Source organism: Enterobacter sp. 50588862, assembly GCF_001462935.1.
GTDB classification, from domain to species: domain Bacteria; phylum Pseudomonadota; class Gammaproteobacteria; order Enterobacterales; family Enterobacteriaceae; genus Enterobacter; species Enterobacter bugandensis.
Map to the genome: position 1 here is coordinate 573,040 of NZ_LNHM01000021.1, position 26,455 is coordinate 599,494.

Consider the following 26,455-nt stretch of genomic DNA (forward strand, 5'->3'; position numbering starts at 1 on the left):
GCGATGAGCGTTAACGGCGTACTGCTTCGGGTGCGCGGCAAAGTGCAGGGCGTAGGGTTTCGGCCCTTCGTCTGGCAGCTGGCGCACCGGCTGAAGCTTGTGGGCGATGTCTGCAACGACGGAGAGGGTGTCCTGGTGCGTCTCGCGGGTAATGGGGGGGACTTTACCGCGAGGCTGCATCAGGACTGCCCACCGCTGGCACGCATCGATCGCGTTGAAACGCAGCCGTTCACCTGGGCGGACATGCCTGAGGACTTTACCATCCGCCACAGCGATCGCGGGGCGATGGATACGCAAATCGTGCCGGATGCCGCCACCTGCCCGGCGTGTCTGGCTGAAATGCGCGATCCCCGCGAGCGCCGCTATCGTTACCCGTTTATCAACTGCACCCACTGCGGGCCGCGGTTTACCATTATACGCGCCATGCCGTACGACCGTCCGGCCACGTCGATGGCGCCATTCCCGCTCTGTGGACCGTGTGAAGCAGAGTACCGCAATCCTGCCGACCGTCGTTTTCACGCCCAGCCGGTAGCCTGCCCGGACTGCGGGCCCGCGCTTGAGTGGCGTGCAGGTGACATGACCGCTGACCGCGAGGCTGCGCTGCGCGCGGCGGTAGCGATGCTGAAAAACGGCGGTATTGTCGCGGTTAAAGGGCTGGGCGGCTTTCACCTCGTCTGCGATGCGCGTAATCTGCAGGCGGTCGAGACGCTTCGGTCACGCAAGCAGCGCCCGTCGAAGCCGCTGGCGGTGATGATCCCACATGCGGATGACCTGCCGGAGACGGTTCAGGCGCTGCTACGCTCACCTGCAGCACCCATTGTGCTCACGCCAAAAGCCTGGCTGCCCGCGTTGCCGGAAGGTATCGCGCCCGGTCTGGACACCGTAGGCATCATGCTTCCTGCGAACCCGCTGCAGCACCTTCTGATGATGGACTGCCAGCGCCCGCTGGTGATGACCTCCGGCAACCTCAGCGGCAGACCGCCTGCCATCAGTAATCAACAGGCGCTGGATGAACTGGGCAACATCGCGGACGGCTTCCTGCTGCACAATCGTGATATTCTTCAGCGGATGGACGATTCGGTGATGGATCGGGACGGTGCGATGCTGCGCCGCGCACGCGGTTTTGTACCGGATGCCATCACGTTGCCTGCGGGTTTCGAGAATATCCCCGCCATGTTATGCGCCGGGGCGGAGATGAAAAACACCTTCTGCCTGGTGCGTGGGAACCAGGCGGTGCTGAGCCAGCATTTTGGCGATCTCAGCGACGAGGGTGTCGAAGCGCAGTGGCGTTCCGCACTGTCGGTGATGCAGGACGTTTACGCCTTCCGGCCGGAGCACATGGTGTGCGATGCCCATCCGGGGTATCGCGCCCGCCGGTGGGCGCAGGAACAGGCGCTGCCCGTCGAAACCGTGCTCCACCATCACGCCCACGCGGCGGCGTGCCTGGCCGAAAACGGCTGGCCGCGTAAGGGCGGAGACGTTATTGCCCTGACGCTGGACGGGATCGGCATGGGTGAAAACAGCGCGCTGTGGGGCGGGGAGTGCCTGCGGGTCAACTATCTCGCATGCGAGCGTCTGGGCGGGCTGCCTGCCGTTGCGCTGCCGGGCGGCGATCTGGCGGCAAAGCAGCCGTGGCGTAATCTGCTCGCCCACTGCCTGGCGTTTGTCCCGGACTGGCAACGCTACCCGGAAACGCGAGCGGTTCAGCGCCACAGCTGGCCGCTGCTGGCAACGGCGATCCAGCGTGGCATCAACGCGCCGCAGGCGTCGTCCTGCGGTCGTTTGTTTGACGCGGTCGCCTGCGCGCTGGGCATTGACGCGCAGCACTATGAAGGCGAGGCAGCGTGCAGGCTGGAAGCGCTGGCATCGCAGTGCGCGGGCGTCGACCATCCGGTGACGCTGGATGCGGGTAACCTCGCGCTTTTCTGGCAGCAGTGGCTGGCCTGGCAGGCTGAGCCGTGCGAGCGCGCGTGGGCGTTTCACGACGCGCTGGCAAAAGGGCTGGCAGAACTCGCCGCGCTCCATGCCCGACGCTTATCGCTGTCGACAATCTGTCTCAGCGGCGGCGTGTTGCACAACCGCCTGCTGCGCGCGCGCCTGCGTCATTATCTTTCTGACTTTACGCTTCTTTTTCCTTCGCGCCTGCCTGCAGGTGACGGAGCGATCTCCTTCGGGCAGGCGGTGGTCGCCGCTGCCCGGTCATGTTCACAAAGGACTTAAAATGTTACGACTTTTACGCAATGAACCTCGCGCCGCGCTTCTGCTGCTGGCTCTGGTAATGGCAAACCTGCTGGCCTGGGGATGGGCATGGCACACCTTTAGCGGCAGCACGGCGCTGATGGCCGCGAGCCTGCTGGCGTGGTGCTACGGGCTGCGTCACGCGGTGGACGCCGATCACATCGCGGCCATTGATACCGTGACGCGTAAGATGATGCAGCAGGGCAAACGCCCGTCCGGCGTGGGGGCCTGGTTCTCGCTGGGGCACTCCACCATCGTGGTGCTGGCCTCCATTGCCATCGCCGCCACCGCAACCGCGTTTCAAAAAAACATGGAATGGTTCCACGAAACCGGCAGCCTGATTGGCACTGCGGTATCCGCCACCTTCCTGCTGGCGATGGCGCTGGTGAATATGGTGATCCTGCGCGGCGTCTGGCGCAGTTTCCAGGCGCTGAAAAAGGGCCAGACGGTGCAGGGTGACGTCACGCTGCCTGCCCAGGGGGGCGTTATGAACTGGCTGTTCGGTAAAACCTTCCGCCTCGTCAATAAAAGCTGGCAGATGTATCTGGTGGGCTTTCTGTTTGGCCTCGGGTTTGACACTGCCACGGAAATCGGCGTGCTCGGGATCTCCGCCGCCAGCGCCTCCAGCGGGATGTCGGTGTGGTCAATCATGATCTTCCCGGCGCTCTTCGCCAGCGGCATGGCGCTGGTGGATACGCTCGATAACCTGCTGATGGTCGGTGCCTACGGCTGGGCGTTTGATAAACCGCAGCGCAAGCTCTACTACAACATGACCATCACTGGCACCTCCGTGGTGGTGGCGCTGTTTATCGGCGGGCTGGAAGCGCTGGGTCTGCTGATGGACAAATTCGCCCTCAGCGGCGGCGTCTGGGATCTGATTGGCGCGGTGAACGACAACCTGGGCAACGCCGGGTTTGTGGTGGTCGGGTTGTTTGTCGCCTGCTGGCTGATCTCCATGGTCAACTACCGCTGGCGCGGCTACGACGCGCTGGTGGTGCGTTCCTGAACTCCCCACCCTGTTTTACCCGGCGGCGCTACGCTTGCGCGGGTCTGCATGTAGGCCGGGTAAGCGGAGCGCTACCCGGCAATACGAGGGTTAAGCAGGCAGCGATTTCAGCAGGGCGAAGGCCTCCTTCATCCGGTCTTCGCTGACGACAAAGGCGCGCATCTGACCGTCTGCATCGGTGCCGCGCGCCACCATGCCCTGCGGCGAAAGGGCAATCTGCCAGTCCAGATCCTGACGCTGCGTTTCACCTGCAAGATGCAGCGGCAATTCCGGCGTTTTGACCTTTACCAGCATGGCGGGTAATTTCAGCGGCGCGCTGCCGCCGAGCAGGTTTTTTGCCAGATACATGGCGCTTAATTGTATCGGCTGCAGGAAGGGCAGCACCTGGCCGTTAATTTCCGCGCAGTCGCCCAGGGCATAAATATCCGGCCGCGTGGTTTGCAGGTAGCTATTTACCTTCACGCCGCGGTTTATTTCAGCCCCTGCGCGATGCGCCAGCGCGGTTTCCGGGCGCAGGCCCGTCGCGGCAACCACCGCATCCACTTCTACGCTGCGGCTTCGGTCGAGCGTGGCACGGATACCGCCTTCGGTTTTGCTCAGGCTTTGTAGCTGCGATTTCAACATCAGATGCACGCCCATATCGGTCAGACGATGCTGTAAGCGACTGCTTACTTCTGCGGGCATCAGCGCCGACAGAATGCTGGCCGCGTGGTCAACCAGGGTCACGGATTTTCCCGCCCGACAGAAGTCCATCGCCAGCTCGGTGCCGATCAGCCCGCCGCCGACAATCATCACTCTGGCGGCATCGCGTAGCCGGGTTTCGCTGGCCTGATACTCCTGCTGGCTGTTGAGGGTAATCATCAGCTCGCGGCCTTCAACCGGCGGCACAAACGCAGATGCCCCGGTCGCCAGCACCAGCCTGTCGTACTGCCAGGTTTTCGCTTTCGCTTTTACCACGTGGGCGTCGGCATCGATATCGGTGACCCAGGTGTACGGAAACAGACGCAGGTTGAACTGCTCCGCGAACTCCCCCGCCGTCTGGCGGGTGAGGTCATCGGCGCGCTGATTCTGGCTAATGACGTGGCTTAAATCAGGCTTGTTGTACTCGTCCATGCTGTCGGCGGCGATCAGCGTCAACGGCACGTTTGCATCCTGTTTGCGGATATTTTTCACCAGCTGGCGGGCAGCAAAGCCCGAGCCGATGATAACGATGCCGTTGCTCATTTTGCCTCCGTTGCCAGTTCATCAAAGACGTCTTTGCCGAGGGAGCATTCCGGGCAGAGGAAGTTGTCCGGCACCTCGCTCCACGGCGTGCCCGGGGCAACATCCTGCAGCGGTTCGCCCAGCTCAGGATCGTAGATCCACTGGCAGACGCTGCACTGCATGCGCGGACCGAGATCGGCGCTGGCTGCCGTAGAACAGGTTTGTGGCTGTTCCGCAGGTTTTGCGGTGACTTCAGGAAGCGGGGCGAGCGCCCACTGACGGGCGATGTCGCGGCCATGCTGGCGGCAGATTTCCAGCGCGTCGATATCCGGACGCCATTTCGCCTTCAGGCTCATGGACATCTCAAAACCCGCATCCTGTAAACGGGTGGAAAGACGGTCTACCGCGCCGCCGCTCCAGCCGTGTGAACCAAAGGCGCTGGCGCGTTTGTTACGAAAGCGCAGGCCGGTCATCTCTTCCACCAGGCCGGCAATCTTCGGCATCATCACGTTATTCATGGTGGAGGTGCCCACCAGCACGCCCTTAGAGCGGAACACGTTGGTCAATACCTCATTCTTATCGCTGCGCGCCACGTTGAAGATTTTCACCGCCACGTTCGGATCCACTTCGTTGATGTCCTGGGCAATCGCGTCCGCCATCATGCGGGTGTTGTTGGACATGGTGTCGTAGAAGATAGTGATGCGGTCTTCCTGGTAATCCGCGGCCCATTTCAGGTACAGCTCGACGATCTGGGTGGGGTTTTCACGCCACACCACGCCGTGGGAGGTGGCAATCATATCCACCGGCAGGTTGAAGCCGAGGATTTCGGTAATTTTAGGCGTCACCAGACGGCTGAACGGGGTCAGGATATTGGCGTAGTAGCGCTGGCACTGTTCGAACAGCTCGGTCTGATCCACTTCATCATTAAACAGGCGCTCGTCGCAGTAGTGCTGGCCGAAGGCGTCGTTGCTGAACAGCACCGCGTCGCCGGTCATGTAGGTCATCATGCTGTCCGGCCAGTGCAGCATCGGGGTTTCGACGAAGATCAGCTGCTTGCCGTTGCCGATATCCAGCGTGTCGCCAGTTTTTACGGTGTGGAAGTCCCACTCCGGATGATGGTGGTGGCCGTTAATTGAATCAATGGCGTTGGTGGTGCAGTAGATTGGGGTATCCGGAATGTGGGACATCAGTTCGGTCAGCGCCCCGGCGTGGTCCTCTTCCGCATGGTTGATGATGATGTAGTCGATGTCATTCAGGTCGATTTCACCGCGCAGGTTCTGCACGAACTCACGGCTGAATTTGTGATCGACGGTATCGATCAGGATGTTTTTACCTTCGCGGATGAGATAGCTGTTGTAGCTGCTGCCGCGCAGCGTTTTGTATTCCGTCCCGTGGAAATCGCGCACTTCCCAGTCACGTTGACCCACCCAATGAATGTTATTTTTAACCAGAATAGACATAGCAACCTCAACTTAATACAGCGTTTTTAAATAAGATGGTTTGCTTATATCAAGTTGCGTGCCAACTTTTTAAATTATTAATATTCAATAAGTTGTGATTTAATGCCCCATGATGAGTAGTCATTATGACTATCCTAAAAAGAGTCAATATGACATTATGCATTGTCAAAATGACAGTGAGGCAGACATGAGCTTTTCCGTAGACGTGCTGGCGAAGATCGCCATTGAGCTGCAAACCGGTATCGGCCATCAGGACCGCTTTCAGCGCCTGATCTCCACGCTGCGCCACGTGCTGGATTGCGATGCATCGGCGCTGCTGCGTTACGAAGGGCGGCAGTTTATTCCGCTGGCTATCGACGGCCTGGCGAAGGACGTACTCGGGCGGCGCTTTACGCTGGAGGGCCACCCGCGTCTGGAAACCATTGCCCGCGCGGGCGACGTGGTGCGTTTCCCGGCAGACAGCGATCTGCCCGATCCGTACGACGGCCTGATTCCGGGGCAGGAGAGCCTGAAGGTGCACGCCTGTATTGGCCTGCCGCTGTTCGCCGGGCAGAATCTGATTGGCGCATTAACCCTCGACGGCATGTCGCCGGATCAGTTCGACACCTTCAGCGACGAAGAGCTACGGCTGATTGCCGCGCTGGCCGCCGGGGCGCTGAATAATGCGCTGCTGATAGAGCAGCTGGAGAGCCAGAATATTCTTCCCGGTAGCCCGATGGCGTTTGAGCCGGTGGCGCACACCGAGATGATCGGCCTTTCACCGGGCATGGAGCAGCTCAAAAAAGAGATTGAGATTGTCGCCGCGTCCGATCTGAACGTGCTGATCTTCGGAGAGACTGGTACCGGTAAGGAGCTGGTGGCGAAGTCCATCCATGAAGCTTCGCCGCGCGCGGTCAACCCGCTGGTGTACCTCAACTGCGCCGCGCTGCCGGAAAGCGTGGCGGAGAGCGAGCTGTTCGGTCACGTCAAAGGGGCGTTTACCGGGGCCATCAGCAACCGCAGCGGCAAGTTTGAAATGGCCGATAACGGCACGCTGTTTCTTGATGAGATTGGCGAGCTTTCCCTTTCACTTCAGGCCAAGCTGCTGCGCGTATTGCAGTACGGCGACATCCAGCGCGTGGGGGATGACCGCAGCCTGCGGGTGGACGTGCGGGTCCTTGCTGCGACCAACCGGGATCTGCGCGAAGCGGTGCTGGCCGGGCAGTTCCGCGCCGACCTGTTCCATCGCCTGAGCGTGTTCCCGCTGTCCGTGCCGCCGCTGCGCGAGCGCGGAGACGACGCGGTGCTGCTGGCGGGTTATTTCTGCGAACAGTGCCGTCTCAAAATGGGGCTGTCCCGCGTGGTGCTTAGCCCGGGGGCGAGAGCGCATCTGCTCAGCTACGGCTGGCCGGGCAACGTGCGCGAGCTGGAGCATGCGATTCACCGCGCGGTGGTGCTGGCGAGGGCGACGCGCTCGGGGGATGAAGTGGTGATTCATGCGCGCCATTTTGCGCTGCATGAGGAAAATGCCCCGACCGTGAAGCCTGCTGTGCCTGAGAGCGCAATCGAAAACCTGCGCGAAGCGACGGAAGAGTTTCAGCGTCAGATGATTACCCGCGCGCTGGAGCAGAATAACCGCAGCTGGGCGGCGTGCGCGCGGGCGCTGGAGATGGACGTCGCCAACCTGCACCGGCTGGCGAAGCGTCTTGGGCTGAAGGGTTAAATAATCCCGGCCTGGTAGAAGTCCTGCAGGTTGATAGCGCCGCACAGCCTGCCGTGCTCGTCCACCACCGGTGCGGCGGTGATTTTGCGCTTCATCAGCACCTCTTTGGCTTCAATGGCGCGGCTGTCGGCGTTGAGCGTCAGCCCGCCTTTGGTCATGGCGTCAGACACGTTTGTTTCCAGCCTGCCGCCGCCCACCAGCCAGCGGCGCAGGTCGCCGTCGGTGAAGACGCCCTTCACGTTTCCGCCGTCATCGCATACCGCCACCAGCCCCAGACCGGTGCGGCTCAGCTCCAGCATCGCGTCCATCACGCTGGTATCGAGTTTGACCTGCGGAATGGCATCGTCGGTGCGCATCAGATGGTGAACCTTGTTGAGCAGTCGCGCGCCGAGCGCACCTGCCGGATGCGAACGGGCAAAATCTTCCTCATTGAATCCGCGCGCCTGCATTACCGCCATCGCCAGCGCGTCGCCCATCATCAGGGTGTTAACGGTGCTGGAGGTCGGGGCGAGGTGCATCGGGCAGGCTTCACGCTCAACGGAAATATCCAGCGTCGCTTTGGCGGCCAGCGCCAGCGGCGAGCGGGGTTTCCCGGTCATCGCCAGCAGGGCGACAGATTTTTCCTGCAGGCGCGGAATAATCAGATCCAGCTCTTTGGCCGAACCGGAGTAGGAGATAAACAGCATCACGTCGCGGCTTTCGATCATCCCGAGATCGCCATGCAGCGCCTCTGCCGGATGCACGAAGAACGCCGGGGTACCGGTGCTGGCGAGCGTCGCGGCAATCTTCTTGCCGATATGGCCAGATTTACCGATGCCCGCCACAATCACTTTGCCTTCGCAGTGGATAATGGTGTTGGCGGCGCGGACAAAATCCTCGCCCAGACGTTCCGGCAGGCGGCTGGCTTCCTGCAGCTCCAGCATCAGCGTCTGGCGGCCCGTTTCTAACAGAAAATCACTCATCTCTTTCTCCGGTTACGATCACGTCGATCCCTTTCTCTTCCAGCGCTTTTTTGAACGCCGGATCGATACCCGCGTCGGTAATCAGCTTATCAACGCTTTCGAGGCTACAGACAATATTGGGGCTTTTGCGGCCAAACTTCGACGAGTCGGCCATTAAAATCACTTCCCGCGCGGCGTTACACATGGCTTTGCTGACGCTGAACACCTCGTTAAACGTCGTGACGCCTGCGTTCAGGTCGATGCCGTCGGTGCCCATAAACAGTTTATCGAAGCTGAAGTGGTCGAAAGCGTTCTCCGCCAGCTGGCCGTGAAAGGACGCCGATTTTTTGCGGAAGGTGCCGCCGGGCATCAGGATGGTCTGCTCGCTGTCGAACTCCGACAGCGCGTTGACGATGTGCAGGCTGTTGGTCATCACCGTGATGTTGTTAAAGCGGCTGAGCAGGGGGATCATCTGCAGGACGGTACTGCCTGCGTCGAGGATGATGGAATCGCCGTCCTGGATAAATTTCACGGCGGCTTCGGCAATCAGCGCTTTCTGGTGGGTATTGATCAGCGTTTTGTGATCGATTGGCGGGTCCGCTTCGTCCTTGTTGAGCACCACGCCGCCGTAGGTGCGAATAACGGCGCCAGAGTTTTCGAGCAATACCAGGTCCTTGCGTATTGTCGTGCCGGTGGTGTCAAAGTAGTGGGCCAGATCCTCTACCGAGCATTTTCCCTGCTTTTGCAGATGCTCGAGAATGGCCGCCTGCCGCTGACGTGGTTTCATAGGCGCTTCGTTCCTTAGGTTGCGAAATGATAATTTCGCAAGTCTATAACTTTCACAACGAAATTATCCATGTTTCAGATTGAGCGCTAATGATAGTGCATTCTGACAGAGTGAATCATGGGGAAAGATCACATCAGGCTGCAATTCCTGTAACAAGAGGCCGTTGATTGCCTGGATTTTGGCCGGACGGGCAAATACCGTCATGCCACGCATCAGGAGGGAATCGCACACCCGGTCGTGCTCGTCCAGCGCTACAGCGACGACCACGCGCGGTTTAAAGCGTCCGCCGGAACGCCCGACGCCGACGCGGCCCTTCTGACACAGCGCATCAAACGCGCGGTTAAACTGGTGGATCTGCCAGCCGCCAAACGCCATCTGGCACAGCCAGGCGAGGGCGGCGACGGTGATGAGTGCGGTTACCATATCGACTCCTTGTTTTGTTCCCTCTCCCGGTGGGAGAGGGTTAGGGTGAGGGCATCAGGCCGCTCGATCAGAACATCACCTGCCCACCGGTCACGTTAATCGACTGCCCGGTGCAGTACGACGCTTTCGGACTGGCGTAAAACAGCAGCATGTTCAGCACGTCCTGATAGTCACACCCGCGCTTCAGCGGCACTTTATCGATGTAGTACTGCTCCACTTCCTCAGCCTTGATGCCGAGCTTGGTGGCGTACTGCGGCAGCAGGGACTGGAACATCGGCGATTTCAGCAGGTTGCCCAGCATCAGCGAGTGCACGGTAATCCCGTATTCGGCCAGATCCAACGCCAGGGACTGCGTCAGCCCCACGCCGCCAAACTTCGCCGCGCTGTACCCGGAGTTGTGCTTGCTGCCCACTTTCCCGGATTTTGAGTTGATCTGAATGATGCGCCCCTGAATCCCGTCGCGGATCATCAGGCGGGAAAACTCGCGGGCGCAAAGGAAATAGCCCACCAGATTCACCTGCAGCGAACGGTCAAAATCCCCCAGCTCGAAATCGCTGATAAACGCCGCTTTCGCAATCCCCGCGCTGTAGACCAGCAGATCGGTGCGCCCAAAAATCTCGTCCACGCCGCGGGCCAGCGCCATCACGCTCTGCTCGCTGGTGGCGTCCGCACCAAACCCGTACGCCATCCCTTCGCCAAACTCGGTGTTAATGGTGTCCGCCACGCGGGCGGCTTTTTCACTCTGAATGTCCACTACCGCCACGCGGTAACCTTCTGCGGCAAGCCCACGGCAGAGGAACTCGCCTAAGGTTTGTCCTCCACCAATGACAACGGCAACCTGACTCATGTGATTCTCCTTAATTACGCAACAAATTTTAACGTGCAGCCTGGGGTGACAGACTGCGGAACCGGGCCATCCACGTGAACCGTGCCGGGGTATTCCGCCTGCGGCTGGCCGTCGAAGCGCAGGGTGATGTGGCCGAGCTCGCGCAGGTTTTGTTCGGCCACGTCGCCGACGGCGGTGACGGCATAGCGCGCCTCGCCCAGCTCCAGTTGGCTTCCGGCCTTCAGCTCGCCGTTCAGTTCGCCGTGGCAGTGGATAAAGCAAAACTCTTCGATATCCGCCGGAGCGCCTTCGCGGAAGGTGATCAGCATCTGGTCGCTCAGCGCGTCCGCTGCGCTCTGGCCGATGCGGGTAATGGTGGTCTGGTAAATGACGTTCATTGCAGGAACCTCTTATTGATAGATAAAGCCGGAGACAAACCAGGCAATCAGCACCGTCGGCGCGCCCGTCAGGAAGCGGCTCACCAGCACGGACGGCACGCCCACGCGCACGGTGTCCTGGCGCGCTTCGGCCAGCGACAGCCCCACGGGGATGAAGTCGCACGCCGCCTGGGCGTTAATGGCAAACAGGGCGGGCAGGGCGAGGTGCGGAGGAATGTTCCCCAGTCCAATCTGCACGCCAATCAGCACGCCGATGACCTGGGCAATCACCGCGCCCGGGCCGAGGAATGGCGACAGCAGCGGGAAGGAGCAGATCAGCGCCAGCGTCACCAGCCCGAGCGGGTGGCTGGCGAGCGGGGCGAGGCCGTGGGCAATCCAGTCGCCCAGGCCGGACGCCATGATGATGCCGATCAGCGCCGAGACGAACGCCATAAACGGCAGAATCGTTTTCAGCACCGTGTCGATAGTGTCGCGCCCGGACTGGAACAGCACCGCCACGGCGGAGCCCATCCCCATCCCGACCTTCGCCAGTAGGCCGTCGCTCTGCTCGGTGATTTTCTTGCTGGTGTCGTACTCGCGCGGGGCTGCTTTTTGCGGCACGGCAGTGCCATTCACCAGAGTGATGTTGTCCTCCTTCACGCCCGAGACATAAATGTCCTCAAGGATGTACTGCGCCAGCGGGCCGGATTTCCCGGTGGAGTGAATATTCACCGTCGGAATGCGGCGCTTCGGATAGATGCCGCAGCGCAGCGTGCCGCCGCAGTCAATCACCGCCACGCCGATGTCCGCTTCCGGCGGCTCGCCCTCTTTAAAGCCGTCAACCGCTTCCCAGCCGGTCAGCTCGCGCAGCTTGTCGACAATCGCCGGGCGCGTGCCCGCGGTGATGTAGACGATCTTTTTGCCTTCGGTGGCGTCGAACTCCAGCGGGCCGCCCCAGCCGCCCGTGCCTTTCTCAATGCGGATCCGGTTCATGCTGTCGCTCCTGAAAGATGGACCTTCTGTTCAAGCTGGATGCCCATTTTTTTCTCGAAAATAGCGGTGGTGAGGTCAGTCACCCAGCCGCGGAAGAAGTTGGTCACCAGGCCAACCAGCAGGTAGCTCACCGCCAGCGGGCCGAGCGGCAGGCCAAGCGTGGTAAGGCCGCTGGCGATCCCGAGGTAGACAAACAGCTCTCCGGGGTTGATGTGCGGGAACAGGCCGTTCATCGAGTGGCAGCTGTAGGAGGCGGCGGCGTAGTAGCTCGGCTTGTACTTTTCCGGCATAAAGCGGCCGAGGCTTAAGGTCATCGGGTTACAGAAAACAAAGGTGCCGATGAATGGCAATATCAGGTAGCGGGACAGCGGGTTACCGGCGCAGCGCTGGGCAAAGCGTTCGATGCGCTGCTGGCCGATAAAGTTGATCAGCGCGTTCATGATCACCAGCAGGCTGATCAGCAGGGGCAGGATCCCGGTCACCATGCCGGTGAACACTTCTCCGCCTTTCTGAAACAGCCCGATGAACCACTCGGCGCCGTGGGTAATGGTCTCTATCATTCTTCTCTCCTGTGGGGCTTTTTTGTTTTTGTATAACTGCGGCTAATAATAATCACTTTGAAAGGTTTTAAAGTGTTAGTTAGATCTCACAATGAAAGAAAAATGTATTATTTTGAAAGTTAATTGGTGGGGTGAATGATTTTCGGTGGAAAAAAGCGCGGATTTGCGTTGTGGAGGCGCGTACCGCTTCCTTGAGGTGTTGCGGATGCTTTACCATACTGGGTTCTTATCGAACCCGTTAAATGGATGTCTCATGTTCAAGCGTCGTTATGCAGCGCTGTTGCCTGCGCTTATCCTGCTGTCTGCCTGTAGCAGCAAACCTAAGACCGAAGCCGTTCAGCAAACGGCGGGCGCGCCTTCCGGGGGATTCCTGCTGGAGCCGCAGCACAATATGATGCAGATGGGAGGCGACTTCGCGAATAACCCGGCGGCCGAGCAGTTCATCGATAAAATGGTGAGCAAACACGGTTTCGACCGCCAGCAGCTGCATGAAATTTTGTCTCAGGCGAAGCGTCTGGACTACGTTCTGCGCCTGATGGACAGGCAGGCACCATCCGCCCAGGTGCCGAGCGGGCCGAACGGCGCATGGCTGCGCTACCGCAAACAGTTTATTACCCCGGACAACGTGCAAAACGGCGTGGCGTTCTGGAACCAGTATGAAGATGCGCTCAACCGCGCGTGGCAGGTTTACGGCGTGCCGCCGGAAATCATCGTCGGGATTATCGGCGTAGAGACCCGCTGGGGGCGCGTGATGGGCAAAACCCGCATCCTCGACGCACTGGCGACACTCTCCTTTAACTACCCGCGCCGCGCGGAGTATTTCTCTTCCGAGCTGGAAACCTTCCTGCTGATGGCGCGCAACGAGCAGGACAATCCGCTTGATCTGAAAGGGTCATTTGCCGGCGCGATGGGTTACGGCCAGTTTATGCCGTCGTCCTATAAACAGTATGCCGTCGACTTTAACGGGGATGGTCACATTAACCTGTGGGATCCGGTGGATGCCATCGGCAGCGTGGCGAACTACTTTAAAGCGCACGGCTGGACGCCGGGCGGCCAGGTTGCCGTGCAGGCGAACGGCGAAGCGTTTGGTCTGGAAAACGGCTTTAAAACCAAATACAGCGTTGCGCAGCTGACGGCGGCAGGCTTAACGCCAACCCAGCCGCTGGGCAATGTTGACCAGGTGAGCCTGCTGCGTCTGGACGTGGGAACCGGCTACCAGTACTGGTACGGCATGCCGAACTTCTACACCATCACCCGCTACAACCATAGCACCCACTATGCGATGGCGGTGTGGCAACTGGGGCTGGCGGTATCGCAGGCTCGCGTCCCGGCGGCGTCGCCGTTTAGTCAGTAACTCGCCTTATTCCGCCCTCTCCCTGTGGGAGAGGGCACCCGCGCGCACCTCTTTCCCGCAGAAACATTTCGCCACACTCCCATTTCATTCCCGCCGTTTACATCTTCATCGCCTTTCATTATTGTTATGTTATAACATTATTTTTGAGTTGAAATATCCATGTCCCTGTTTTCTCTCTCATCCCCGGTTCGGCTGCTGCTGGCGATGGTGCTCATTCTGTTTCTCGGGCTGGCCGTGCGCTGGGCGGTGGCGCTGCCATGATCGTGATGAACGCACTGGTTGCGGGCTACGACCGCCAGCCCGTCACGCGTCCGCTTTCGGGCGTGATTGAACGCGGCAGCATGACCGCGATTATCGGCGCCAACGGCTGCGGCAAATCCACGCTGCTGAAAACCCTCGCCGGATTTATTCCGCCCGTCAGCGGCAGATTTCACTGGCAGGGTAGACGACCGGTAATCGGCTGGCTGGCGCAGCGTCACGCGCTGGAAGCGCAATTTCCGCTGACCGTCCAGGACGTGGTGAGCATGGGCTGCTGGCCCGGAATTTCGCTTTTCGCCGGTTTTCGTCGCGAAGCGCGTCTGCGCATTAGTGGTGCACTTGAGCGCGTGGGGCTGGAGTCGATGGCGCTCTCCACCATTGATGAACTCTCCGGCGGCCAGTTTCAGCGCATGCTTTTTGCCCGCGTGTTAGTACAGCAGGCGCCGCTGGTGATGCTCGACGAGCCCTTCTCCGGCGTTGATGAAGCGACCTGCAACGTGCTGATGGACCTGATGCTGGAGATGTATATGCAGGGGCAAACGCTGCTCGCGGTACTGCACGACAGCGAGCGCGTGGCGCGCCACTTCCCGCAGACGCTGCGGCTGGATACTGACGCCCCCCAGTGGAAAACCGAACGGGTGAGGGTGGCATGATCTGGCACACATTCTTCCAGCCGTTTATCGAATTCGGTTTTATGCGCCGCGCGCTGGTGGTTTGCCTGGCGCTCTCCGTCAGCACCACCGCGCTCGGCGTGTTTCTTCAGCTGCGCCGGATGAGCCTGATGGGCGATGCGCTTTCTCACGCCATTTTGCCCGGCGTCGCCGTGGGGTATTTGCTCAGCGGGATGTCGCTGTTGGCTATGACCGTCGGCGGGTTTATCGCCGGGATTGCCGTTGCGCTGGTGGCCGGGCTGGTCAGCCGCCGCACGCCGCTGAAAGAGGATGCCAGCTTTGCCGGTTTTTACCTGGGGTCACTGGCGCTGGGCGTCACGCTGGTATCTCTGCGCGGCTCGAATGTCGATCTGCTGCATCTGCTGTTTGGCTCAATCCTCGCGGTGGACAACGACGCCGCGCTGTTTGTGACCGGCGTGTGCATCTTCACCCTTATCATGCTGGCCCTTTTTTACCGCGGGCTGGTGACGGAGGCGTTTGACACCGCCTGGCTGCAGGTGAATGCCCGCTGGCTACCAGGCTTATTGCACGGTCTGTTTCTGGCGCTGCTGGTCCTGAACCTGGTGGCCGGTTTTCAGGTGCTCGGCACGCTGATGGCCGTCGGGCTGATGATGCTCCCGGCGGTGGCGGCGCGCTGTTGGGTCCGCACCTTACCCGGATTACTCCTGATGGCTGGTATCAGCGGTATTTTCTGCGCGTGGCTGGGGCTAAGCCTCTCCTGGGCGGCAAGTTTACCCGCGGGGCCATCTATTGTGCTGACCGCCAGCGCGCTGTTCTTTATTTCCGTTTTATTTGGCACGCGCAGCAGGCTGGCTGGCAGCCTGCGGGCGCTTTATTAACGCAAGGGGAAACGATGAAAAGTACAGGATTAATCATGGCGCTAGCGCTGGGGATGATGTCGCATAGCGTGATGGCGAAAACGCTGAATGTGGTCACCAGCTTTTCGATACTGGGGGATATCGCGCAGGAGGTGGGGGGCGATCGTGTAAACGTGACGACGCTGGTGGGGCCGGACGGCGATCCCCATACCTTCGAACCGTCGCCTAAGGACAGCGCGGCGCTGAGCAAGGCTGACGTGGTCGTGGTCAACGGTTTGGGGCTGGAAGGCTGGCTCGACCGCCTGGTGAAAGCCTCCGGGTTCAAAGGCCAGCTGGTCGTTGCCTCAAATGGGGTGAAAACCCACACGCTTGAGGAAGATGGAAAGACCGTGACCGATCCGCACGCCTGGAACAGCGCGGCGAACGGTGCGCTGTATGCGCAAAATATTCTGAACGGGCTGGTGAAAGCCGATCCGGAAGACAAAGCGGCGCTGGAGGCTTCAGGAAAACCTTACATTGCGCAACTGACCCAACTGGACAGCTGGGCCAAAACGCGCTTTAGCCAGATCCCGCAGGAAAAGCGCAAAGTGCTGACCAGCCATGACGCGTTTGGTTATTTTGGCCGCGCTTACGGCGTAACCTTCCTGGCACCTCAAGGACTCTCTTCAGAGAGCGAGGCCAGCGCGTCGCAGGTGGCGGAGATTATCAAGCAGATTAAAGCCGACGGCGTGAAAACGTGGTTTATGGAAAACCAGCTCGATCCGCGTCTGGTGAAGCAGATTGCGTCGGCGACGGGCGCACAGCCGGGCGGCGAACTTTACCCGGAAGCCCTGTCGGCAAAAGGTGGGGCAGCAGACACCTACGTTAAGGCGTTTCGCCATAATGTCGATACGCTTGCGAACAGCATGAAATAATATTTCTACAGCCGGTGCGCCCGCACCGGCTTTTTTCTGAAGCCCCCTCGTAAAACCTGAAGCGCATCCCCATATCTGACGAGAAAGTGCTATCTTGTGCTGCACGTTTTTCTCAAGCCTGGAGCTAGAATGACTGACCATGAATTGATGCAGCTAAGCGAGATCGTTGGCCTTGCCCTGAAGCAGCGTGGCGCGACTATTACCACCGCGGAATCCTGCACCGGCGGCTGGGTGGCGAAAGCGATTACCGATATCGCCGGCAGTTCCGCCTGGTTTGAACGTGGCTTTGTGACCTACAGTAACGAAGCTAAGGCGCAGATGATTGGCGTACGCGAAGCCACGCTGGAACAGCATGGCGCGGTCAGCGAACCGGTTGTCATTGAAATGGCCATTGGCGCGCTGAAAGAGGCGCGGGCAGATTACGCCATTTCCATCAGCGGCATCGCGGGGCCGGACGGCGGCAGCGACGTGAAGCCTGTCGGCACCGTCTGGTTCGGGTTTGCCACGTCCAAAGGGGAAGGGATCACCCGCCGGGAGTGCTTCAGCGGCGATCGCGAAAGCGTGCGTCGTCAGGCTACCGTTTATGCGTTAAAAACGCTCTGGCAACAATTTCTACAAAATACTTGATACTGTATGACTATACAGTATAATTGCACCAACAGAACAGAAGTCCATGGTGAAGCGCAGTTGCTTCTCCCGGCATGACAGGAGTAATAATGGCTATCGACGAAAACAAACAGAAAGCGTTGGCGGCAGCACTGGGCCAGATCGAAAAGCAATTCGGTAAAGGCTCCATCATGCGCCTGGGTGAAGACCGTTCCATGGATGTGGAAACTATCTCCACCGGTTCGCTTTCTCTGGATATCGCACTGGGCGCGGGCGGTTTGCCGATGGGGCGTATCGTAGAAATCTACGGTCCGGAATCCTCAGGTAAAACGACGCTGACCCTGCAGGTTGTTGCAGCGGCGCAGCGCGAAGGTAAAACCTGTGCGTTTATCGATGCCGAGCACGCGCTGGACCCGGTCTATGCCCGTAAGCTGGGCGTTGATATCGACAACCTGCTGTGTTCCCAGCCGGACACCGGCGAGCAGGCGCTGGAAATTTGTGACGCGCTGGCACGCTCCGGTGCGGTTGACGTGATCATCGTCGACTCCGTTGCGGCGCTGACGCCAAAAGCGGAAATCGAAGGTGAGATCGGTGACTCTCACATGGGCCTCGCGGCACGTATGATGAGCCAGGCGATGCGTAAGCTGGCCGGTAACCTGAAGCAGTCCAATACGCTGCTGATCTTCATCAACCAGATCCGTATGAAAATTGGTGTGATGTTCGGTAATCCGGAAACCACCACCGGTGGTAACGCCCTGAAATTCTACGCCTCTGTCCGTCTGGATATCCGCCGTATCGGCGCGGTGAAAGAGGGCGAGAACGTGGTGGGTAGCGAAACCCGCGTGAAGGTTGTGAAGAACAAAATCGCAGCACCGTTCAAACAGGCCGAATTCCAGATCCTCTACGGCGAAGGTATCAACTTCCTCGGCGAGCTGGTTGACCTGGGCGTGAAAGAGAAGCTGATTGAAAAAGCGGGCGCCTGGTACAGCTACAACGGTGACAAGATTGGTCAGGGTAAAGCGAATGCTATCTCCTGGCTGAAAGAGAACCCGGCTGCGGCGAAAGAGATTGAGAAGAAGGTGCGTGAGCTTCTGCTGAACAACCAGGACTCCAAACCTGATTTCGTGGTGGATGCTGCGGATGCTGAAGAAACCAACGAAGACTTTTAAGTCTCTCGTGTAAAGATGAAGGGCTGCTGACGCGGCCCTTTTTGCATTTCTGATTCTGCAGGTTTTTTATGAGTGAACCGACATCACGCCGACCCGCCTACGCGCGCTTGCTGGATCGTGCGGTACGCATTCTCGCCGTGCGCGACCACAGTGAACAGGAGCTGCGGCGGAAGCTGTCAGCGCCCGTCATGAGCAAAAACGGGCCGGAGGAGATTGATGCCACTGCGGAAGACTACGACCGCGTGGTGGCCTGGTGCTATGAGCATCATTACCTGGACGATGACCGGTTTGCCTCGCGTTTTCTCGCCAGCCGTGGTCGCAAAGGGTATGGGCCCGCGCGCATCCGCCAGGAGCTAAGCCAGAAAGGGGTGGCCAGGGAGTCCATCGAAAAAGCGATGCGCGAAAGCGACACGGACTGGTGCGAACTGGCAAAAGAGCAGGCGATTCGTAAGTACGGCGAACCGCTGCCGCGTGAATTTTCAGAAAAAGTCAAAATCCAGCGCTTTTTGCTCTACCGCGGCTTTCTGATGGAAGATATTCAGGATATCTGGCGTAATTTTGCCGATTGAACGCATGCGGGATTTTACTTCCCACTAAAGAAAACTTATCTTATTCCCACTTTTTCCAGTAGCTGGTCCGTCCAACGGTTTACCGATACAGGCTGGCTACGACATTTCGTTAGCTTGATTTCAGGATAATTATGAGCAAGAGCACCGCTGAGATCCGTCAGGCGTTTCTCGATTTTTTCCATAGTAAGGGACACCAGGTTGTTGCCAGCAGCTCCCTGGTACCGAACAACGATCCGACTCTGCTGTTTACCAACGCCGGGATGAACCAGTTCAAGGATGTGTTCCTTGGTCTCGACAAACGTAATTATTCCCGCGCCACAACCTCACAGCGTTGCGTGCGTGCGGGCGGTAAACACAACGACCTGGAAAACGTCGGTTACACCGCGCGCCATCACACCTTCTTCGAAATGCTGGGTAACTTCAGCTTCGGCGACTACTTCAAACATGATGCCATTCAATACGCATGGGAGCTGCTGACCGGTGAAAACTGGTTCAACCTGCCGAAAGAGCGTCTGTGGGTGACCGTCTACGAAACCGATGACGAAGCGTTCGAAATCTGGGAAAAAGAAGTGGGTATCCCGCGCGAGCGTATTATTCGCATCGGTGATAACAAAGGCGCGCCATATGCGTCTGATAACTTCTGGCAGATGGGCGACACCGGTCCTTGCGGTCCGTGCACCGAGATCTTCTACGATCACGGCGACCATATCTGGGGCGGCCCTCCAGGCAGCCCGGAAGAAGACGGCGATCGCTATATTGAGATCTGGAACATCGTCTTCATGCAGTTCAACCGCCAGGCTGACGGCACTATGGAGCCGCTGCCGAAGCCATCCGTTGATACCGGTATGGGCCTGGAGCGTATCGCCGCGGTTCTGCAGCACGTTAACTCCAACTACGAGATTGACCTGTTCAGCACTCTGATCAAAGCCGTTGCGAACGTTACCGGCGCGACCGATCTGAACAACAAATCGCTGCGCGTTATCGCAGACCATATTCGTTCCTGTGCGTTCCTGATTGCCGACGGCGTTATTCCGTCGAATGAAAACCGTGGCTACGTGCTGCGTCGCATCATTCGCCGTGCGATCCGTCACGGCAACATGCTGGGCGCGAAGGACACCTTCTTTTATAAACTCGTTGGGCCACTGATTGGCGTGATGGGGTCAGCCGGCGACGAGCTGAAACGCCAGCAGGCGCAGGTTGAGCAGGTTCTGAAAACCGAAGAAGAGCAGTTCGCTCGTACGCTGGAGCGCGGTCTGGCGCTGCTGGACGAAGAACTGGCGAAGCTTAAGGGTGACACGCTTGATGGCGAAACCGCTTTCCGCCTGTACGACACCTACGGCTTCCCGGTTGACCTGACGGCGGACGTTTGCCGCGAGCGCAACATCAAAGTTGATGAAGCAGGATTTGAAGCTGCGATGGAAGAGCAGCGTCGTCGAGCGCGTGAGTCCAGCGGTTTCGGTGCAGACTACAACGCGATGATCCGCGTTGATAGCGCGTCTGAATTCAAAGGTTATGAAGCGCTGGAACTGACCGGCAAAGTGACCGCCCTGTTTGTTGACGGTAAAGCCGTAGACAGCATCAGCGCGGGTCAGGAAGCCGTCGTCATTCTGGACAAAACGCCGTTCTATGCGGAATCTGGCGGTCAGGTTGGCGATAAAGGCGAACTGAAAGGCAACGGTTTTAGCTTCAGCGTCAGCGACACCCAGAAATACGGTCAGGCGATCGGTCACCAGGGCAAACTGGTATCCGGTTCTCTGAAAGTGGGCGAGGGCGTACAGGCTAACGTTGATGAAGCACGCCGTGCGCGCATTCGTCTGAACCACTCTGCAACCCACCTGATGCACGCAGCCCTGCGCGACGTGCTGGGTACCCACGTTGCACAGAAAGGTTCTCTGGTAAACGATAAAGTGCTGCGCTTCGACTTCTCGCATTTTGAAGCGATGAAGCCGTCTGAAATTCGCGCGGTGGAAGACCTGGTGAACGCGCAGATCCGTCGTAACCTGCCAATTGAGACCCACATCATGGATCTTGAGGACGCGAAGAAAAAAGGTGCGATGGCGCTGTTTGGCGAGAAATATGACGAGCGCGTTCGCGTGCTGAGCATGGGCGACTTCTCTACCGAACTGTGCGGCGGTACTCACGCCTCGCGCACCGGTGACATCGGCCTGTTCCGCATTGTTTCCGAATCCGGTACGGCTGCAGGTGTGCGTCGTATTGAAGCGGTGACCGGTGAAGGCGCAATCGCCAGTCTGCATGCGCAGAGCGATCAGCTGCACGACATCGCGCAGCTGCTGAAAGGCGATAGCCAGAATCTGGGCGAGAAAGTGCGCGTTGCGCTGGATCGCTCGCGTCAGCTGGAAAAAGAACTCCAGCAGCTGAAAGAACAGGCTGCGGCGCAGGAGAGTGCAAACCTCTCCAGTAAAGCGGTAGACATTAAGGGCGTCAAACTGCTGGTCAGCGATCTGGCGGGCGTTGAGCCTAAGATGCTGCGTACTATGGTCGACGATCTCAAGAACCAGCTTGGTTCTACCGTTATCGTGCTGGCGACGGTGGCAGAAGGTAAGGTTTCTCTGATTGCGGGCGTCTCTAAGGATGTGACCGACCGCGTTAAAGCAGGGGAACTGATTGGTATGGTCGCTCAGCAGGTGGGCGGCAAGGGTGGCGGTCGTCCGGACATGGCGCAAGCCGGTGGTACGGATGCGGCGGCACTTCCTGCGGCATTAGCCAGCGTTGAAAGCTGGGTAAGCGCGAAACTGTAATAACTACAAAGCACAAGCAGACGCCATAGCGGCAACGTTATGGCGTCTTGTTCACTGTGCTATCGATAACGATAAAGTCAGGTTGAGTTTGTGTATATCGGCTAAACTTACGTTTAACAGAATGTGATGCCGTGACTGCTTACACTTTACGTGTTTGTCATCGCTTACTTTTTGGCGTTATATGATGGATAATGCCGGGATACAAGAGACCCGACTCTTTTAATCTTTCAAGGAGCAAAGAATGCTGATTCTGACTCGTCGAGTTGGTGAGACCCTCATGATTGGGGATGAGGTCACCGTGACAGTTTTAGGGGTAAAGGGTAACCAGGTACGTATTGGTGTTAACGCTCCTAAAGAAGTATCTGTCCACCGTGAAGAGATCTACCAGCGTATCCAGGCTGAAAAATCCCAGCAGTCCAGTTACTGATATTGTCGCGTCTCGCTGTCGGGCGAGACGCAACCCTCCCGCTATTTTTCCTGCTCAAAGTTACCGTTTAATTTCAATCGCTCTCTTTTTAACCACTCCGTTACCCTTAACTCGTCTCAATACCGCCATTTCGGCAGATGTTTTCTGTGGCATTGCCTGCAAAATCCGCTTATAAAACACCCTCTTTGCGGCTTTTACATGCGAATTGCGTGTGATTTGTGCAAACGATAAAAGCTTTTGGAAAATTGTTTGACTTATAAGTCCCAGAAAGTAATATATGCGCCACGCAGCGACGAGAAGCTCTTAACGAGTCACTCGAAGCACTCGAAAGAGGCGTTGTGTGGTGAGGTGGCCGAGAGGCTGAAGGCGCTCCCCTGCTAAGGGAGTATGCGGTCAAAAGCTGCATCCGGGGTTCGAATCCCCGCCTCACCGCCATTTTGCATCCGTAGCTCAGCTGGATAGAGTACTCGGCTACGAACCGAGCGGTCGGAGGTTCGAATCCTCCCGGATGCACCATCTATTACTTCATATTGCTTTCGAAGTGATATGAATATCGAGCAGTACAGTAGTAAATCCCGATGCATCCGTAGCTCAGCTGGATAGAGTACTCGGCTACGAACCGAGCGGTCGGAGGTTCGAATCCTCCCGGATGCACCATCTATTACTTCATATTGCTTTCGAAGTGATATGAATATCGAGCAGTACAGTAGTAAATCCCGATGCATCCGTAGCTCAGCTGGATAGAGTACTCGGCTACGAACCGAGCGGTCGGAGGTTCGAATCCTCCCGGATGCACCATCTATTACTTCATATTGCTTTCGAAGTGATGTGAATATCGAGCAGTACAGTAGTAAATCCTGATGCATCCGTAGCTCAGCTGGATAGAGTACTCGGCTACGAACCGAGCGGTCGGAGGTTCGAATCCTCCCGGATGCACCATCTCTTCTAGTGATCCCCTTCGATGTTTAGTTCTTAATCACTCTCATTGTTATCACTTCGCAATCAGCGACAAAAATCCCCTTTTACGATAAAGTAATGCTTTGTTAATCGTTTAGCGAGAGCACGATGTACGCACAGTATGACGGTTTGATCTTCGACATGGACGGCACCCTCCTGGATACCGAACCCACGCATCGTCAGGCCTGGACCGACGTCCTGGGCCGTTACGGTATGCGTTTCGATTTACAGGCGATGATTGCCCTCAACGGATCGCCCACCTGGCGTATCGCACAGGCCGTGATTGAGCTGAATCAGGCCGATCTCGACCCGCATCAGCTCGCGCGTGAAAAAACCGATGCGGTAAAAGCCATACTGTTAGACACCGTGCAGCCTCTACCACTCATTGACGTCGTCAAGGAGTGGCACGGGCGTCGTCCTATGTCTGTCGGCACGGGCAGCGAGAGCGCGATTGCTGAAGCGCTACTCAACCACCTTGGCCTGCGCCACTATTTTTCTGCCGTCGTTGCTGCCGATCATGTTAAGCATCACAAACCCGCACCGGATACCTTCCTGCTCTGCGCAGAATTAATGGGTGTTCCACCCGCAAAATGCGTGGTGTTTGAAGATGCTGATTTTGGCATTCAGGCCGCGCGTGATGCCGGAATGGCGGCGGTGGACGTTCGCTTACTGTGAGTGACGCGCTGTCACTTGCCTCATTATTCGCCAGCAGTTTTTTAAGCTCCACGCTGTTACCGGGCAATTCGGAAGTGGTGCTGGTGGCGATGCTGTTGTCCGGCGTGAGTCAGCCCTGGCTGCTTGTATTAATAGCAACAATGGGTAATAGCCTTGGAGGGCTGACTAACGTTATTCTTGGGCGTTTCTTTCCGCTGCGCGAAAAATCGCGCTGGCAGGAAAAGGCAGTCGGCTGGCTAAAACGCTATGGCGCTGCCACGCTGTTATTAAGCTGGATGCCTGTAATAGGCGATTTACTGTGTCTGCTGGCGGGATGGATGCGGATCTCCTGGGGACCGGTGCTCTTTTTTTTGTGCCTTGGCAAGGCGTTGCGCTATGTTCTCGTGGCGTGGGCAACACTACAGGGTATGACGTGGTGGCACTAATTGGTGGAATGAATACGCGACCTTCAATCGTCAACCATTACAATTATGCTGAGTAACATTACTTTGACAGGCGGGAGGTCAATTTGATCCCGGACGTATCTCAGGCGCTGGCCTGGCTGGAAAACCACCCTCAGGCTCTGAAGGGTATTCAGCGTGGTCTTGAGCGTGAAACGCTGCGCGTTAACGCGGACGGTAGCTTAGCGACGACGGGTCACCCGAAGGCGTTAGGCTCGGCGCTGACACATAAATGGATCACAACCGATTTCGCTGAAGCGCTGCTGGAGTTCATTACGCCGGTGGACGGCGATATTGATCATATGCTGACGATCCTGCGCGACATCCATCGCTACACCGCGCGCAATCTCGGCGATGAACGTATGTGGCCGCTCAGCATGCCGTGCTATATCGAGCAGGGCCAGGAGATTGAGCTGGCGCAGTACGGCACGTCAAACATTGGTCGGCTGAAAACGCTCTATCGCGAAGGTCTTAAAAATCGCTACGGCGCGCTGATGCAGACGATCTCTGGCGTGCACTACAATTTCTCTTTGCCGATGGCGTTCTGGCAGGCGAAGGGGGGAGAAACGGATAAAGAAGCGATCTCCGCCGGTTATTTCCGTCTGATCCGCAACTATTACCGTTTTGGCTGGGTGATTCCGTATCTGTTTGGCGCGTCGCCTGCCATTTGTTCATCGTTCCTGCAGGGGAAACCGACCACGCTGCCGTTCGAAAAAACCGAGTGTGGCATGTACTATCTCCCGTACGCGACTTCTCTGCGCATGAGCGATCTGGGCTATACCAATAAATCGCAAAGCAATCTCGGTATTACGTTTAACGAATTGCACGAATATGTGGCAGGATTGAAGCGGGCGATTAAAACTCCGTCGGAAGAGTACGCGAAAATCGGCCTCGAAAAAGACGGAAAGCGCCTGCAAATCAACAGCAACGTATTGCAGATTGAAAACGAACTGTATGCGCCAATTCGTCCGAAGCGCGTGACGCGCAGCGGTGAAACGCCGTCGGATGCGCTGCAGCGCGGCGGCATTGAATACATTGAAGTGCGCTCGCTGGACATCAACCCGTTCTCACCGATTGGCGTTGACGAGCAGCAGGTTCGCTTCCTGGATCTGTTTATGGTCTGGTGCGCGCTGGCGGATGCGCCGGAAATGAGTTCAGACGAACTGCTTTGTACGCGCACGAACTGGAACCGCGTGATTCTGGAAGGCCGTAAACCGGGTCTGACGCTGGGTATTGGCTGCGAAACGGCGCAGTTCCCGCTGGCTAAGGTTGGTAAGGATCTGTTCCGTGACCTGAAGCGTGTTGCCCGCACCCTGGACAGCATCGACGGCGGCGACGCGTATCAACAGATTTGCGACCAGCTGGTGGAATGCTTTGATAACCCGGAACTGACGTTCTCTGCGCGCATTTTGCGCACCATGATCGAGCAGGGGATTGGCGGCACGGGGCGTTCACTCTCAGCGGAGTACCGTGAGATGCTGATACAGGAGCCGTTAGAGATCCTGGGCGAAGCGGATTTTGTCGCGGAGCGCGACGCGTCCCTGGTGCGTCAGAAAGAGGTTGAAGCGGCGGATACGGAGTCGTTTGAGGCGTTTCTGGCGAAGCAGGCTTAAGCAGAAAAGAAAAAGGCCACATCGCTGTGGCCAAAATATACATCTCTGAATTCAGGGATGATGATAACAAATGCGCGTCTTTCATATACTCAGACGTGCATTCTGTAGAAGAGTTCAGTTTATTTAAAAAAAAATCACTATCGGAGGTGACGTATGCCGTTATTAGATAGCTTTACTGTCGACCATACCCGTATGGAAGCACCTGCAGTCCGCGTGGCGAAGACCATGCACACCCCGCACGGCGACACGATCACCGTCTTCGATCTGCGCTTCTGCGTGCCGAATAAAGAAGTGATGCCGGAGAAAGGCATTCACACCCTGGAACACCTGTTCGCCGGTTTCATGCGTGACCACCTGAACGGCAACGGCGTTGAGATCATCGACATCTCTCCGATGGGCTGCCGTACCGGCTTCTACATGAGCCTGATTGGTCAGCCTGAAGAGAAACGCGTCGCCGATGCGTGGAAAGCGGCGATGGAAGACGTGCTGAAAGTGAAAGAGCAGAACCAGATCCCTGAGCTGAACGTTTACCAGTGCGGCACTTACCAGATGCACTCTCTGGAAGAAGCCCAGGAAATTGCCCGTCACATCATCGAGCGTGACGTTCGCGTGAACAGCAATGAAGAGCTGGCCCTGCCAAAAGAAAAACTGCAGGAACTGCACATCTAGTATTGTGCCTGTGGATGCCCGGTGGCGCTTCGCTGGCCGG

25 protein-coding genes and 5 tRNA genes are annotated in these 26,455 nt (G+C 57.9%); 21 read left to right on the plus strand and 9 right to left on the minus strand.

Annotated features, from left to right (window positions below):
- The first annotated feature begins 3 nt into the window (after nt 1–3).
- Nucleotides 4–2,220: a carbamoyltransferase HypF gene (gene hypF, locus APT89_RS10600; RefSeq protein ID WP_060572294.1), complete on the plus strand. Its 2,217-nt coding sequence runs from the start codon at nt 4–6 to the stop codon at nt 2,218–2,220.
- A 1-nt stretch (nt 2,221) separates the two neighbouring features.
- Entirely contained in the window at nt 2,222–3,244 is a 1,023-nt protein-coding gene (locus APT89_RS10605; protein WP_047364401.1) for a HoxN/HupN/NixA family nickel/cobalt transporter, read from the plus strand.
- A gap of 90 nt (nt 3,245–3,334) precedes the next feature.
- On the opposite strand, the gene norW is transcribed toward APT89_RS10605, so the two are convergent.
- Both norW and norV read right to left on the minus strand, forming a co-directional pair.
- A complete protein-coding gene (gene norW / locus APT89_RS10610; protein ID WP_060572296.1) occupies nt 3,335–4,468 on the minus strand; it encodes an NADH:flavorubredoxin reductase NorW in 1,134 nt (377 codons plus the stop codon).
- Complete coding sequence (gene norV / locus APT89_RS10615) at nt 4,465–5,907, minus strand: anaerobic nitric oxide reductase flavorubredoxin (protein WP_060572298.1); 1,443 nt, start codon at nt 5,905–5,907, stop codon at nt 4,465–4,467. Before norV ends, norW begins: the two co-directional genes overlap by 4 nt.
- A gap of 187 nt (nt 5,908–6,094) precedes the next feature.
- On the opposite strand from norV, the gene norR reads away from it, so the two are divergent.
- Entirely contained in the window at nt 6,095–7,609 is a 1,515-nt protein-coding gene (norR, locus tag APT89_RS10620) for a nitric oxide reductase transcriptional regulator NorR (RefSeq protein ID WP_041908496.1), read from the plus strand.
- Here the strand turns inward: norR and gutQ are convergent.
- From gutQ to srlA, 7 genes are all read right to left on the minus strand, one after another.
- Entirely contained in the window at nt 7,606–8,571 is a 966-nt protein-coding gene (gene gutQ, locus APT89_RS10625) for an arabinose-5-phosphate isomerase GutQ (protein WP_041908497.1), read from the minus strand. The genes norR and gutQ overlap by 4 nt on opposite strands.
- Complete coding sequence (gene srlR, locus APT89_RS10630) at nt 8,564–9,337, minus strand: glucitol operon DNA-binding transcriptional repressor SrlR (RefSeq protein WP_010434430.1); 774 nt, start codon at nt 9,335–9,337, stop codon at nt 8,564–8,566. The genes gutQ and srlR overlap by 8 nt, the downstream gene beginning before the upstream one ends.
- Before the next feature lie 63 nt (nt 9,338–9,400).
- Nucleotides 9,401–9,760, minus strand: a complete 360-nt coding sequence (gene gutM / locus APT89_RS10635) for a transcriptional regulator GutM (RefSeq protein WP_041908501.1) — start codon at nt 9,758–9,760, stop codon at nt 9,401–9,403.
- 67 nt (nt 9,761–9,827) lie between these two features.
- Nucleotides 9,828–10,607 carry a sorbitol-6-phosphate dehydrogenase gene (srlD, locus tag APT89_RS10640; RefSeq protein WP_023294411.1) on the minus strand — a complete coding sequence of 260 codons (780 nt, stop codon included), beginning with the start codon at nt 10,605–10,607 and terminating at the stop codon, nt 9,828–9,830.
- Between the two features lie 14 nt (nt 10,608–10,621).
- Nucleotides 10,622–10,984 carry a PTS glucitol/sorbitol transporter subunit IIA gene (srlB, locus tag APT89_RS10645; RefSeq protein WP_041908503.1) on the minus strand — a complete coding sequence of 121 codons (363 nt, stop codon included), beginning with the start codon at nt 10,982–10,984 and terminating at the stop codon, nt 10,622–10,624.
- 12 nt (nt 10,985–10,996) lie between these two features.
- Nucleotides 10,997–11,956: a PTS glucitol/sorbitol transporter subunit IIB gene (gene srlE, locus APT89_RS10650; protein ID WP_041908504.1), complete on the minus strand. Its 960-nt coding sequence runs from the start codon at nt 11,954–11,956 to the stop codon at nt 10,997–10,999.
- Nucleotides 11,953–12,516: a PTS glucitol/sorbitol transporter subunit IIC gene (gene srlA, locus APT89_RS10655; RefSeq protein ID WP_003862164.1), complete on the minus strand. Its 564-nt coding sequence runs from the start codon at nt 12,514–12,516 to the stop codon at nt 11,953–11,955. The genes srlE and srlA overlap by 4 nt, the downstream gene beginning before the upstream one ends.
- Before the next feature lie 253 nt (nt 12,517–12,769).
- Between srlA and mltB the strand changes: the two genes are divergently transcribed.
- The 18 genes from mltB to luxS all read left to right on the plus strand — a co-directional run bounded on the left by mltB (nt 12,770) and on the right by luxS (nt 26,415).
- Complete coding sequence (gene mltB / locus APT89_RS10660; RefSeq protein ID WP_192841523.1) at nt 12,770–13,870, plus strand: lytic murein transglycosylase B; 1,101 nt, start codon at nt 12,770–12,772, stop codon at nt 13,868–13,870.
- Between the two features lie 257 nt (nt 13,871–14,127).
- Nucleotides 14,128–14,781, plus strand: a complete 654-nt coding sequence (locus APT89_RS10665; RefSeq protein ID WP_041908506.1) for a metal ABC transporter ATP-binding protein — start codon at nt 14,128–14,130, stop codon at nt 14,779–14,781.
- Nucleotides 14,778–15,638 carry a metal ABC transporter permease gene (locus APT89_RS10670; RefSeq protein WP_041908508.1) on the plus strand — a complete coding sequence of 287 codons (861 nt, stop codon included), beginning with the start codon at nt 14,778–14,780 and terminating at the stop codon, nt 15,636–15,638. Before APT89_RS10665 ends, APT89_RS10670 begins: the two co-directional genes overlap by 4 nt.
- Before the next feature lie 14 nt (nt 15,639–15,652).
- The gene (locus APT89_RS10675; RefSeq protein ID WP_048960112.1) at nt 15,653–16,531 is read left to right on the plus strand and encodes a metal ABC transporter substrate-binding protein; all 879 of its coding nucleotides are present in this window, start codon (nt 15,653–15,655) and stop codon (nt 16,529–16,531) included.
- Nucleotides 16,532–16,660: 129 nt separating this feature from the next.
- A complete protein-coding gene (gene pncC / locus APT89_RS10680) occupies nt 16,661–17,158 on the plus strand; it encodes a nicotinamide-nucleotide amidase (RefSeq protein WP_028014190.1) in 498 nt (165 codons plus the stop codon).
- 89 nt (nt 17,159–17,247) lie between these two features.
- Nucleotides 17,248–18,306 (plus strand): recombinase RecA, encoded by a 1,059-nt coding sequence (recA, locus tag APT89_RS10685; RefSeq protein ID WP_028014189.1) that lies wholly within the window; start codon nt 17,248–17,250, stop codon nt 18,304–18,306.
- 68 nt (nt 18,307–18,374) lie between these two features.
- Nucleotides 18,375–18,875 (plus strand): recombination regulator RecX, encoded by a 501-nt coding sequence (recX, locus tag APT89_RS10690; RefSeq protein ID WP_045629917.1) that lies wholly within the window; start codon nt 18,375–18,377, stop codon nt 18,873–18,875.
- A 131-nt stretch (nt 18,876–19,006) separates the two neighbouring features.
- Complete coding sequence (gene alaS / locus APT89_RS10695; protein ID WP_047364388.1) at nt 19,007–21,634, plus strand: alanine--tRNA ligase; 2,628 nt, start codon at nt 19,007–19,009, stop codon at nt 21,632–21,634.
- A 241-nt stretch (nt 21,635–21,875) separates the two neighbouring features.
- Nucleotides 21,876–22,061, plus strand: a complete 186-nt coding sequence (gene csrA / locus APT89_RS10700) for a carbon storage regulator CsrA (protein ID WP_000906486.1) — start codon at nt 21,876–21,878, stop codon at nt 22,059–22,061.
- A gap of 342 nt (nt 22,062–22,403) precedes the next feature.
- Nucleotides 22,404–22,496: transfer RNA gene (locus APT89_RS10705), tRNA-Ser, on the plus strand.
- Between the two features lie 4 nt (nt 22,497–22,500).
- Nucleotides 22,501–22,577, plus strand: a tRNA-Arg gene (locus tag APT89_RS10710).
- Nucleotides 22,578–22,641: 64 nt separating this feature from the next.
- Nucleotides 22,642–22,718: transfer RNA gene (locus tag APT89_RS10715), tRNA-Arg, on the plus strand.
- Between the two features lie 64 nt (nt 22,719–22,782).
- Nucleotides 22,783–22,859: transfer RNA gene (locus APT89_RS10720), tRNA-Arg, on the plus strand.
- A gap of 64 nt (nt 22,860–22,923) precedes the next feature.
- Nucleotides 22,924–23,000 (plus strand) — tRNA-Arg (locus tag APT89_RS10725).
- A 126-nt stretch (nt 23,001–23,126) separates the two neighbouring features.
- Nucleotides 23,127–23,693, plus strand: a complete 567-nt coding sequence (yqaB, locus tag APT89_RS10730) for a fructose-1-phosphate/6-phosphogluconate phosphatase (RefSeq protein WP_047364386.1) — start codon at nt 23,127–23,129, stop codon at nt 23,691–23,693.
- The gene (locus tag APT89_RS10735) at nt 23,690–24,118 is read left to right on the plus strand and encodes a YqaA family protein (protein ID WP_047364384.1); all 429 of its coding nucleotides are present in this window, start codon (nt 23,690–23,692) and stop codon (nt 24,116–24,118) included. The genes yqaB and APT89_RS10735 overlap by 4 nt, the downstream gene beginning before the upstream one ends.
- An 83-nt stretch (nt 24,119–24,201) precedes the next feature.
- Nucleotides 24,202–25,746 carry a glutamate--cysteine ligase gene (gshA, locus tag APT89_RS10740; protein ID WP_060572301.1) on the plus strand — a complete coding sequence of 515 codons (1,545 nt, stop codon included), beginning with the start codon at nt 24,202–24,204 and terminating at the stop codon, nt 25,744–25,746.
- Nucleotides 25,747–25,899: 153 nt separating this feature from the next.
- Nucleotides 25,900–26,415 (plus strand): S-ribosylhomocysteine lyase, encoded by a 516-nt coding sequence (gene luxS, locus APT89_RS10745; RefSeq protein ID WP_008499539.1) that lies wholly within the window; start codon nt 25,900–25,902, stop codon nt 26,413–26,415.
- Nucleotides 26,416–26,455 lie beyond the last annotated feature (40 nt).

What these genes read in the sequence shown, in the direction of transcription:
- hypF (WP_060572294.1), top strand. Translation starts at nt 4, where the DNA reads ATGAGCGTTAACGGCGTACTGCTTCGGGTGCGCGGCAAAGTGCAGGGC.
- APT89_RS10605 (WP_047364401.1), top strand. Translation starts at nt 2,222, where the DNA reads ATGTTACGACTTTTACGCAATGAACCTCGCGCCGCGCTTCTGCTGCTG.
- norW (WP_060572296.1), bottom strand. Translation starts at nt 4,468, where the DNA reads ATGAGCAACGGCATCGTTATCATCGGCTCGGGCTTTGCTGCCCGCCAG.
- norV (WP_060572298.1), bottom strand. Translation starts at nt 5,907, where the DNA reads ATGTCTATTCTGGTTAAAAATAACATTCATTGGGTGGGTCAACGTGAC.
- norR (WP_041908496.1), top strand. Translation starts at nt 6,095, where the DNA reads ATGAGCTTTTCCGTAGACGTGCTGGCGAAGATCGCCATTGAGCTGCAA.
- gutQ (WP_041908497.1), bottom strand. Translation starts at nt 8,571, where the DNA reads ATGAGTGATTTTCTGTTAGAAACGGGCCGCCAGACGCTGATGCTGGAG.
- srlR (WP_010434430.1), bottom strand. Translation starts at nt 9,337, where the DNA reads ATGAAACCACGTCAGCGGCAGGCGGCCATTCTCGAGCATCTGCAAAAG.
- gutM (WP_041908501.1), bottom strand. Translation starts at nt 9,760, where the DNA reads ATGGTAACCGCACTCATCACCGTCGCCGCCCTCGCCTGGCTGTGCCAG.
- srlD (WP_023294411.1), bottom strand. Translation starts at nt 10,607, where the DNA reads ATGAGTCAGGTTGCCGTTGTCATTGGTGGAGGACAAACCTTAGGCGAG.
- srlB (WP_041908503.1), bottom strand. Translation starts at nt 10,984, where the DNA reads ATGAACGTCATTTACCAGACCACCATTACCCGCATCGGCCAGAGCGCA.
- srlE (WP_041908504.1), bottom strand. Translation starts at nt 11,956, where the DNA reads ATGAACCGGATCCGCATTGAGAAAGGCACGGGCGGCTGGGGCGGCCCG.
- srlA (WP_003862164.1), bottom strand. Translation starts at nt 12,516, where the DNA reads ATGATAGAGACCATTACCCACGGCGCCGAGTGGTTCATCGGGCTGTTT.
- mltB (WP_192841523.1), top strand. Translation starts at nt 12,770, where the DNA reads ATGTTCAAGCGTCGTTATGCAGCGCTGTTGCCTGCGCTTATCCTGCTG.
- APT89_RS10665 (WP_041908506.1), top strand. Translation starts at nt 14,128, where the DNA reads ATGATCGTGATGAACGCACTGGTTGCGGGCTACGACCGCCAGCCCGTC.
- APT89_RS10670 (WP_041908508.1), top strand. Translation starts at nt 14,778, where the DNA reads ATGATCTGGCACACATTCTTCCAGCCGTTTATCGAATTCGGTTTTATG.
- APT89_RS10675 (WP_048960112.1), top strand. Translation starts at nt 15,653, where the DNA reads ATGAAAAGTACAGGATTAATCATGGCGCTAGCGCTGGGGATGATGTCG.
- pncC (WP_028014190.1), top strand. Translation starts at nt 16,661, where the DNA reads ATGACTGACCATGAATTGATGCAGCTAAGCGAGATCGTTGGCCTTGCC.
- recA (WP_028014189.1), top strand. Translation starts at nt 17,248, where the DNA reads ATGGCTATCGACGAAAACAAACAGAAAGCGTTGGCGGCAGCACTGGGC.
- recX (WP_045629917.1), top strand. Translation starts at nt 18,375, where the DNA reads ATGAGTGAACCGACATCACGCCGACCCGCCTACGCGCGCTTGCTGGAT.
- alaS (WP_047364388.1), top strand. Translation starts at nt 19,007, where the DNA reads ATGAGCAAGAGCACCGCTGAGATCCGTCAGGCGTTTCTCGATTTTTTC.
- csrA (WP_000906486.1), top strand. Translation starts at nt 21,876, where the DNA reads ATGCTGATTCTGACTCGTCGAGTTGGTGAGACCCTCATGATTGGGGAT.
- yqaB (WP_047364386.1), top strand. Translation starts at nt 23,127, where the DNA reads ATGTACGCACAGTATGACGGTTTGATCTTCGACATGGACGGCACCCTC.
- luxS (WP_008499539.1), top strand. Translation starts at nt 25,900, where the DNA reads ATGCCGTTATTAGATAGCTTTACTGTCGACCATACCCGTATGGAAGCA.